8 protein-coding genes are annotated in these 9,282 nt (G+C 67.8%); all 8 read left to right on the top strand.

The genetic code is table 11. From position 1 onward, the window contains the following. The coding region (locus AC1DYX_RS07670; protein ID WP_477257938.1) for an EAL domain-containing protein at positions 1-1,516 on the top strand (1,516 nt) is incomplete at its 5' end. After that, positions 1,513-1,830, top strand: coding sequence for a hypothetical protein (locus tag AC1DYX_RS07665; protein ID WP_477257936.1), 318 nt, complete (start codon positions 1,513-1,515; stop codon positions 1,828-1,830). The genes AC1DYX_RS07670 and AC1DYX_RS07665, both read left to right, overlap by 4 nt. Continuing rightward, positions 1,827-2,663, top strand: a complete 837-nt coding sequence (locus AC1DYX_RS07660; protein ID WP_477257934.1) for an HDOD domain-containing protein — start codon at positions 1,827-1,829, stop codon at positions 2,661-2,663. Before AC1DYX_RS07665 ends, AC1DYX_RS07660 begins: the two co-directional genes overlap by 4 nt. 9 nt (positions 2,664-2,672) lie before the next feature. Further along, a complete protein-coding gene (locus AC1DYX_RS07655) occupies positions 2,673-3,563 on the top strand; it encodes an ATP-binding protein (RefSeq protein WP_477257932.1) in 891 nt (296 codons plus the stop codon). Further along, positions 3,560-4,903, top strand: coding sequence for a response regulator c-di-GMP phosphodiesterase, NosR family (gene nosR / locus AC1DYX_RS07650; RefSeq protein ID WP_477257930.1), 1,344 nt, complete (start codon positions 3,560-3,562; stop codon positions 4,901-4,903). The genes AC1DYX_RS07655 and nosR overlap by 4 nt, the downstream gene beginning before the upstream one ends. After that, positions 4,881-5,399 (top strand): response regulator, encoded by a 519-nt coding sequence (locus AC1DYX_RS07645; protein WP_477257928.1) that lies wholly within the window; start codon positions 4,881-4,883, stop codon positions 5,397-5,399. Before nosR ends, AC1DYX_RS07645 begins: the two co-directional genes overlap by 23 nt. Before the next feature lie 107 nt (positions 5,400-5,506). After that, the gene (locus AC1DYX_RS07640; RefSeq protein ID WP_477257926.1) at positions 5,507-6,481 is read left to right on the top strand and encodes an HDOD domain-containing protein; all 975 of its coding nucleotides are present in this window, start codon (positions 5,507-5,509) and stop codon (positions 6,479-6,481) included. 125 nt (positions 6,482-6,606) lie between these two features. After that, complete coding sequence (galB, locus tag AC1DYX_RS07635) at positions 6,607-9,168, top strand: beta-galactosidase GalB (protein ID WP_477257924.1); 2,562 nt, start codon at positions 6,607-6,609, stop codon at positions 9,166-9,168. The last annotated feature ends 114 nt before the right edge of the window (positions 9,169-9,282 follow it).

The raw sequence follows: 9,282 nt of genomic DNA, 5'->3' as shown, positions 1-9,282 counted from the left end.
CGTCACGGGCGCGATCTGCGCGGTGGCGGCGGCGGTGCGTCTCGACCAGGATGGCGCCACGGTGCCGCCRGCCACGCTGGCCGGCATCGCGGAAGAATGCGGCCTCGGCGCCGAGCTGGCCGACTGGCTGCTGCGCAGCGCGTGTGCGCAGACGGCGCGCTGGCATGCCCAGGGGTTCACCGCGCTGCGCGTGGTCGTGAACCTGTCGGCGCGCCAGTTCGCGCTCTCCGGCCTGCAGGAGTCCATCGAAAACGTGCTGATGGATGCGGGGTTGCCGCCGACGTGTCTCGACCTGGGCCTGACGGAACACGTGCTGATGGATGACGTGGACCGCCTGGCCGACTGCCTGCACGCCTTGCAGCGTCTCGGCATCCGGCTGTGCATCGACGATTTCGGCACCGGCTGTTCCAGCCTCGCCAACCTGCGCCGGCTGCCGATCGACGCGCTCAGGATCGACGGCTCGTTCCTCGCGGGCGTGCCGGAACGGGAGGGCGCCGCGGCGCTGCTGGAATCCATCGTCACGATGGGACACAGCCTGGGCATGCGCGTCGTCGCCGACGGGGTCGAACGGGAAGGGCAGTGCGAGTACCTGTCGCGCCACATGTGCGACGAGATCCAGGGCGCCTTCGTGTCCGCGCCGGTGTCCGCCGAGGCGATGACGGCGCTGCTGCGGGCCGGTGCCGGGCTGGCGCCGCGCCTGCTGCGCTTCAACCGTACGCAGCCCACGCTGCTGCTGGTCGACGACGAGCCGAGCATCCTGTCGTCGCTGCGGCGCCTGCTGCGCGGCGACGGTTACCGGATCCTCATGGCGAACAGCGGCAGCGAGGGCCTGCAGCTGCTGGCCGAACATGCCGTCGACGTGATCGTGTCCGACCAGCGCATGCCCGAGATGACCGGCGTCGAATTCCTGCGCACGGTGCGCCAGCTCTATCCCGACACGGTGCGCATCGTGCTGTCCGGTTTCACGGAACTGCAGACGGTGACGGATGCCGTCAACGCGGGCGCGATCTACAAGTTCCTGACCAAGCCCTGGGACGACGACCAGTTGCGCAGCCATATCCAGGAAGCCGTGGCGTATGGCGCGATGGCGAACGAGAACCGGCTGCTGACGCTGCAGGTGCGCACCGCGAACCAGAAGCTCGCGGCCGTCAACCGCCAGCTGGAGACGGTGCTGGCGCGCCAGCAGGGCGACATCGAACGGGGCGAGATCAGCCTGGACATCGTGCACGAAGCGCTCGACCACGTGCCGGTGCCGGTGCTCGCGAGCGACGACCTGGGCACCATCGTGCTGGCCAACCGTGCCGCCCTTGCCCTGTTCGCGGGACATGGGCAGGTCCTGGGATGCGACGTGCGCCAGCTGTTCCCCGGACTGCCCGACCAGTTGCCGGAAGGCGCGGGCTGCACGTTCGAGCATCGGCTGGCCGGCAGGCGCCTGGCGGGCAGCCTGAATCCGATGGGCAGCGGCAGCCAGTCGCGCGGCTGGCTGATTGCCATGACCGAAGGAGCATCACCATGAAACGCTATCGGGTCGTTCCGGTCGACGAAGCCGGCGAGGGAATGGTCTTGCACGAAGACGTGCGCGACGCCGGCGGTAATGTCCTGCTGCCCCGGCAGACCGTGTTGAGCGGCGCGCTGCTGCGCTCCCTCGCGCGGCGCGGCATCGAGACGCTGCTGGTCGTCGACGACACGATGGCGCCGGAGCAGCTCGCGGCCGAGCGCGCGCGCGTCCAGGAGCGGCTCGCGCACCTGTGCCGCCGCGCGGGCGACGGCCGCGCGAACGCGCTGTTGCGCGACGTCGTCGAACAGTACCGCATGGCGGCCCTGTCATGAGCGCGGTCGACCTGGCCCAGGTCGTGAAACGGGTACGCGACCTGCCCGCGTTGCCCTCCATCGTCCTCGACCTGATCAGTTCCTTCGGGCGCGAGGACGTCGACGTGACGACCTTGGCGGAAAAGATGTCGCGCGACCAGGCCCTGGCCGCGAAGATCCTGCGCCTCGCGAACTCGTCGTTCTACGGCCTGCCGGCGAAGGTGAGGACGGTCAAGCAGGCGATCGTGGTGCTGGGCTTCGACAGCGCGCGTGCGCTGGCCGTGGCCAGCAGCGTCATCGAGAACTTCGGCGCGGGTGCGCATCAGATCGACATGGCGGACTTCTGGCGCCATTCGATCGCAACCGCGCTGGGCGCGAAGAACCTGGCCCGTCACGCGGGCCTCGACCAGGACTATGCGTTCGTCGCCGGCCTGTTGCACGACATCGGCCGGCTCGTGCTGGCAACCAGCTTTCCCGACGAGTACGCACGGGTGATCGAGGCGGTCGCGCGCGACGACATCACCGTGGCCGAGGCGGAACTGCGCGTGCTCGGCGTGGATCACCAGCGCGCCGGCCAGCTGCTGGCCGAGACGTGGCGCTTCCCGCCGCTGATCCAGCGTGCGATCGGCCATCATGACGCGCCGTCCGGTGCCGACCTGTTCGACGTACCGGGCGTGGTGCATGCGGCCAATGCGCTGGTGCAGGCGCTGGACCTGGGCGGCGGCCCGCATGCCGCCGTGCCGCGCCTGCTCGACGGCACCTGGGACGGCCTGCGCCTCACGCCCGAGCACCTGCTGGCGGTGTGTCGCGAGACGGAAGGGCAGTTCGAAGAGGCCTGCCAGCTTCTCATGTAAGGACGAATCATGAACGACAACGTCGAAGCCGAACTGCTGCGCCGCAACCTGGAGCTTACCGAGCTGAACGAAAAGTTGTCCAGGGCGCAGGCCCAGCTGCTGCAGTCGGAAAAGCTGGCGTCCATCGGGCAGCTCGCCGCCGGCGTGGCGCACGAAATCAATAATCCCATCAGCTTCGTGTTTTCCAACTTCGGCACCTTGCAGACGTATATCACCGACCTGCTGCGGGTCATTGTCAGCTACGAACAGGCCGAGCGCTTCATTGCGGACGCCGATGCGCTGCGCCGGATCGCCAGCCTGCGCGAACAGGTGGACCTCGATTTCGTCGTGAGCGACGTGCGGGTGCTGATGGCCGAGTCGCGCGAGGGCATCGAGCGGGTGCGCCAGATCGTCGCCGACCTCAAGGATTTCTCGCGGGTGGACAGCCACCAGGACTGGCAATGGAGCAATCTCCACGACGGCATCGACTCGACGCTGAACATCGTCAACAATGAACTCAAGTACAAGGCCGACGTCGTCARGGAATACGGCGACATCCCCGACGTCGAATGCCTCCCTACGCAGATCAACCAGGTGATCATGAATATCGTCGTCAACGGCGCCCAGGCGATCCAGGGGCCGCGCGGACGGATCACGATCCGCACCGGCACCCACGGCGACCACGTGTGGATCGAGATCGCCGATACCGGCTGCGGCATCCCGCCGGCCATCCGGTCGCGCATCTTCGATCCGTTCTTCACCACCAAGCCTGTCGGCACGGGGACGGGCCTCGGCCTCTCGCTGTCCTACGGCATCATCCAGAAGCACGGCGGCCGCATCGAGGTGGAAAGCGAGGAAGGGGTCGGCACTACGTTCCGCATCCACCTTCCGGTCCGCCACGTCGAGGAGGACCGCCCATGAGCTCGGGGACCGCCATGGCAGCGGCCGCGCCCGCGGGCACGATCCTGTGCGTCGACGACGAGCCGAACATCCTCGCGGCGCTGCGGCGCCTGTTTCGGCGCGAGAACTACCGGGTCCTGTGCGCCGGGAGCGCCGCGGCGGGGTGGGCCGTGCTGGAGGAGGAACACGTGGACATCGTGATCTCCGACATGCAAATGCCCGAGGTGAACGGCACCGAATTTCTCGAACGCGTGCGCCAGTGCTGGCCCGACACGCTGCGCCTGCTGCTGACGGGCCACGCCGACCACGAGGCCACCATCGGCGCGATCAACCGGGGCGAGGTCTGGCGTTACATCACGAAGCCGTGGAACGAGGACGCCATCCTGCTGATCGTCCGCGACGCGCTGGAACGCCAGGCGCTGCAGCGCGAAAAGGCACGGCTGGAGGCCCTGACCCGGCAGCAGAACGAGCAGCTGCGCGAACTGAATGCGACGCTCGAGGAGCGCGTGCGCGACCGGACGGCGGCGCTGAGCACGGCGCAGAAATCGCTGCAGGACTCGCATGAGCGCCTGAAGAGCAACTTCATCACCCTGATCAAGGTCTTGTCGGGCCTCGTCGAGACGCGCAGCGGCGCGGTCGCCGGACACGGCCGGCGCGTCGCCGACCTGGCGCGCCGGATCGCCCTGCGCATGGGCCTGTCCCAGCGCGAGGCGCAGGATGTGTTCGTGGCCGGCCTGCTGCATGAAATCGGCAAGACCGGGCTGCCGGACGACCTGATCGCCATGCCGGAATCCTTGCTGAAGGGCGAGAACCTGGGGCTGTACCGCAAATATCCCATCCTGGGCGAGCAGTTGCTGATGCCGCTCGAGGAATTGCGCGAGGCGGCGCGCATCATCCGCGCCCATCGCGAGCGCTTCGACGGCGCCGGTTTTCCGGATGGCGCGGCCGGTTTCGACATTCCGCTCGGCGCGCGCATCCTGGCCGTGGTCCGCGATTTCGAGGCGTTGCAGCGGGGCCTGCTCGTGCAACGGCAGGTCGACGCCACGCAGGCGACGGAGCTCGTCGTGGAAGGCAGCGGCAAGCGCTACGACCCCGGCGTCGTCGAGGCATTCTACGACATCCGCACCGGCCGCAGCATCACGGACGACGTCGCGGATGTCGCCGTGGACGTGGCCGGGCTCAGGCCCGGCATGGTGCTCAGCCGCGACCTGTTGTCGGCGGAAGGCGCACTGCTGCTGTCGGCGGATCACGTCCTGAACGACCGGATGGTGAAGCAGCTCGCCGATTACGAGCGCCGGGCGGCGGTGCAGTTACAACTCTACGTGAAGGCAACGGGCCATGCGGCGCATTCTCATTCTTGACGACGAGCCGGGGGTGCTGAGTGCGCTGCGGCGCACGCTGCGCGCGGCATTCGCGCAGGAAGACGTCGCGATCGAGGTATTCGACGAGCCGGAAGCCGCCGTGCTGCGCGTCGGCGAGCAGGATTTCGACGTCGTCATCTCGGACTACCGCATGCCCGGCCTGAACGGCGCCGACGTGCTCCAGTTCGTCAAGGGGCTGCAGCCGGACGCGATCCGCATCGTCGTGAGCGCCACCACCGAAATCCTCGACATCGCGGACGCCGTGAACCGCGCCGAAGTGTTTCGTTACCTGGCTAAACCCTGGCAGCAGGAGGAGCTCGTGGCGACGGTGCGCGAGGCGTTCGCGCGCAAGGAGAGGTTGCAGCGCCCGGCGCCGGCGGTCGGACAGGAGGAGATGTGCCGCCAGCGCGAGCTGGACCGGCTCGAGCGGGACGAGCCGGGCATCACGCGGGTCGACCGCGACGAGGACGGAAACATCCGGCTGGACCTTACCTGATGGTAATCATATTTACAGGTTGCGCTACGGCAAGTGTTTTGTCACAATCCCCATCAAGATATTCATTTGCGTATTAACGCGTATTGATAGGTGCGGAGGGCGACGTCATGGGGTGGATTTCTCGTTTAATGGGCGGTTCGGACAGCGGCACCGGCCAGGCCGCGGCCTCTGGGCAGGCCAGGGCCAGGGAACAGGAGCGCCAGGGCGGGCGCATCGGACACGACATCGATGTCGCCTACTACAATTGGCTGACCGGATCTGCGGGCTTCTCTGCCCCCGCCGAGCTGGAGCAGGCGATGCTGGACGAGGCGCGCGCGCTGGCCGGCCGTCCCGACGAGGCGGCCGGCCTGGTGCCGCGCGTACCGGAAGTGATCCAGCAATTGCTGGGCAGCCTGGGCGACGATGGCGCCTCCGCCGGAGAGCTGAAGACCATGGTGGCGAAGGACGTCGTGCTGGTGGCGGAAGTAATCCGCGAGGCCAACAGTTCGTACTTCAGTGCGATGGCGCCGGTGAATACCATCGAGGCCGCCATCATGCGGCTCGGCCAGGCCGGCCTGCGCATGCTGCTGGCCCGCATTGCATTCCGGCCGGTCATCAGGATGCAGGCCRGCGGTTTCGCGAGCCGCGCCGCGCCGCGCATCTGGCAGCAGTCGGAACGGTGCGCGCTGGCCGCGAGCCTCGTCGCGTCGGGGCTGTCGGCCGGCGCGTTCGAGGCCTACCTGGCGGGCCTGATCCAGAACGTCGGGCTGATCGTCGGGTTCCGGGTGGCCGACCGCCTGTCGCCGAAAGGCGCCATGCCGCGGTCCGCCGAGTTCGGCATCGGCATGCTGGCCGTGGGGCGGGAGCTGTCGGCCGGCATCGCCCGCCACTGGGAATTCCCGCAGGACGTCCACGACGCGATCGCCCACGCCGGCGAGCCGGACACGGCGCTGGCGCAGGCGCTCGCGCTGGGCGACCGCATCGCCAAGCTGCGCCTGCTGCTGGACGCGGGCGTCATCGCGGAGGACGATGCGCTCGTGACGGACAGCCTGGACAGCTTCCAGCGCCGCTGCCTGGGCAAGCTGGAGAATCTGGACGAGTGACGGATCCGGGGGATGCGCTATCGCGCTTTTGGATAGCGGCCCGAGGAATTCATATAGCTGGGCACGGTACGTGTGGGACATACTTCGGGCTTCCGTTCCGATATCCCGACCACCGACCCGTGACCATGACGCCTCTTTCCCGTTCCCTCACCACCGTCGCCCTGGGCGTCGCACTGTTGTGCAATGCAGCGCAGGCTGCCGACATGGCCGTCCGCGAACGCCTCCTGTTCGATGCCGACTGGCGCTTCGCCAAGGGCGATCCCGCCGGCAGTGCCGCGCAGCTCGACGACGCGCGGCTCAAGGATCCGGCGACGACCCTGCCGGCCGCGCAGCCCGGCTTCGACGACGCCGCCTGGCGCAAGCTCGACCTGCCGCACGACTGGGGCATCGAGGGACCGTTCAAGCAGGAATACCCGGGCGAGACGGGCAAGCTGCCGTGGTGGGGCGTGGGCTGGTACCGCAAGCACTTCTCGCTGCCGGCGGGGGACTCCAGCAAGCGCATCTACCTGGACATCGACGGCGCCATGTCGCACGCCGTGGTCTGGGTCAATGGGAAATACGTCGGCGGCTGGCCGTATGGCTATGCGTCGTGGCGCGTGGACCTGACCCCGTACGTCAAGGCGGGCGCGGACAACGTCGTGGCGATCCGCCTCGACAATCCGCCCGAGTCGTCGCGCTGGTATCCTGGCGGCGGCATCTACCGCAACGTCTGGCTCGTCAAGACGGCGCCCGTGCACGTGGCCCAGTACGGCACGTTCGTGACGACGCCGCAGGTATCGAACGCGTCCGCGACCGTATCCGTGCAGACGACCGTGGAGAGCAATGGCCAGAGCGCGCAGGTGCAGGTGGCCACCGAGATCTACACGCTCGACGCCGAAGGCCGCCGCGGCGCGGCGCCGGTCGCGAGCAGGACGGCGTCCGCGCCGGCCAGGGTGGAGGCCGACCGCCAGGCGCAGATCACGCAGACGCTCGCCGTGCCGCAGCCGCGCCTGTGGAGCCTCGAGAAACCGCAGCGCTACGTTGCCGTGAGCACCGTGACGGAAAACGGCAAGGTGACGGACATCGTCGAGACGCCGTTCGGCATCCGCACCGCGACGTTCGACGCGGCGCGCGGCTTCCTGTTGAACGGCAAGCGTGTGCCGCTGCAGGGCGTATGCCTGCACCACGACCTGGGCGCGCTGGGCACGGCGCTCAACGTGCGTGCCCTCGAACGCCAGCTGGAACTGCTGCGCGAGATGGGTACGAACGCCATCCGCACGAGCCACAACCCGCCGGCGCCGGAACTGCTCGACCTGGCCGACCGCATGGGCTTCGTCGTGCTGGACGAGGCGTTCGACATGTGGCACGAGCACAAGAAGCCGAACGACTACCACCTGTTGTTCGACGAATGGCACGACAAGGACCTGCGCGCGCAGATCCGGCGCGACCGCAACCACCCGAGCGTGATCGCCTGGAGCACCGGCAACGAGATCCCGGAGCAGGGCAAGCCGGAAGGCTGGAAGCTGGCCGCGCACATGGCCGAGATCGCGCGCGGCGAAGACCGCACGCGCCCCGTCACGTCCGCGTACAGTGATACCAACGCAGGCTACAACGGCTGGCAGAACGTCGTCGACGTGTTCGGCTATAACTACAAGCCGCAGGAATACGCCAAGTTCCACGCGTCCGCGCCGCACATCCCGCTGTTCGGCAGTGAGACGGCATCGACGATCAGCTCGCGCGGAGAATACTTCTTCCCGGTCAGCGACGACAAGTCCAAGGGCGCGGCCAACTTCCAGGTCAGCAGCTACGACCTGACGGCGCCGCCGTGGGCGACGTCGCCCGACGCCGAGTTCAAGGGCCAGGACGACAATCCGTCCGTCGCCGGCGAATTCGTCTGGACCGGCTTCGACTACCTGGGCGAGCCGACGCCGTACAACTCGGATTCCACGAACCTGCTGAACTTCACCGACCCCGTGCAGCAGCAGAAGGCGGCGAAGGAGCTGGAAGCGCTGAAGAAGATCGCGGTGCCGTCGCGCAGCTCGTACTTCGGCATCCTCGACCTGGCCGGTTTCGAGAAGGACCGCTTCTACCTGTACCAGGCCCGCTGGCGCCCGGAACTGCCGATGGCGCACCTGCTGCCGCACTGGAACTGGCCGGAACGCGTGGGCCAGGTGACGCCGGTGCACCTGTACACGTCCGGCGACGAAGCCGAGCTGTTCCTGAATGGCAAATCGCTGGGCCGCAAGAAGCGCGGCCCGCGCGACTACCGCCTGCGCTGGGACGACGTCGTGTACCAGCCGGGTACGCTGCGCGCCGTCGTCTATAAAAAGGGCAAGCGCTGGGCCGAGGACACCGTGGCCACGGCCGGCCAGCCTGCGAAGCTGCTGGTGTCGGCCGACCGCCCTCATCTTCGCGCGGACGGCCGGGACCTGTCGTTCGTGACGGTCACCATTGCCGACAAGGACGGCCGCCCGGTGCCGCGCACGCACGACCGCATCGCCTTCAAGGTGTCCGGCCCGGGCGAGATCGTCGCGACCGACAATGGCGATGCGACGAGCTTCGAATCGTTCCAGTCGAAAGAGCGCAATGCCTACAACGGCAAGGCCCTGGCCATCGTCCGGACCCGCGCGGGCGAGCGTGGCAAGCTCACGTTGACGGCCAGCGCCGAAGGCATGGAAGGGGCGCAGGTGACGCTGGACAGCCAATAAGGGCGCAAGTGTTGTAATCTGGTGATATCGGCGTGAACTCTTGCATATAAGAGTTTCAATAAAGCACCCTTTCGTTCCGTTTCCTTTGGATAATGGAACAACGCAATAACGTCG

The organism is Massilia sp. P2_C2, assembly GCF_056404615.1.
The sequence above is the reverse complement of the archived record's forward strand: the minus strand, read 5'-3'. Positions and strand labels throughout refer to the sequence as shown.